The sequence below is a fragment of the Rhizobacter sp. P3_C12 genome, assembly GCF_056402735.1.
On the sequence record NZ_JBFUGW010000665.1, the window covers coordinates 1 to 526 of the forward strand.

1 protein-coding gene is annotated in these 526 nt (G+C 51.9%); it reads left to right on the top strand.

Annotation, left to right across the window (positions count from 1 at the left end):
* The coding region (locus AC1DXV_RS35250; protein WP_477938135.1) for a hypothetical protein at positions 1–405 on the top strand (405 nt) is incomplete at its 5' end.
* Between the last annotated feature and the right edge of the window lie 121 nt (positions 406–526).

The window sequence follows — 526 nt, forward strand, 5'->3', positions numbered from 1 at the left end:
GTATATCAGTACGACAACGAGAAAATTTCCGGTTACCCCGGGGAGACGGTTCCGCTTCGCCGGCAAGGCAGATTATCAGTAACGTCGGGCTCGGCTCACTCCTATCGTGCTGGGAAAGATATTCACATTCAACTTGCCCCGCCCAGCTTGGCGATAACACTTAATGTCATCGGTCCAAAAAGAATCGCGAAAAGCCCGTGGTGGTTTGACGTTGAAAAACAAGCTATCGTAGATTGGGTCGATCACACGGAGAACGCTCAATTATTGTTGGTTCGTGCGGCGCAGTACGCGCACGACGAGGAAACGATAGGTTTGTTGCAATCTCTGTCTAGCGAGTCGCCAAGCTCGCGCGTGCGCGAGCTTACTAAGAGTGTTCTAGTCTCAATTACGGAATCGACAAGTTAAATGGCCACAATTCGTCTATCCCCTCAACTCGGAAGATTCTGCGCCAAGAGAACGAGCCTGGAGATAACCAAAGGCACGGTACGAGAGGCGCTCGACCAAATGACCGTCGAGTACCCTGGCC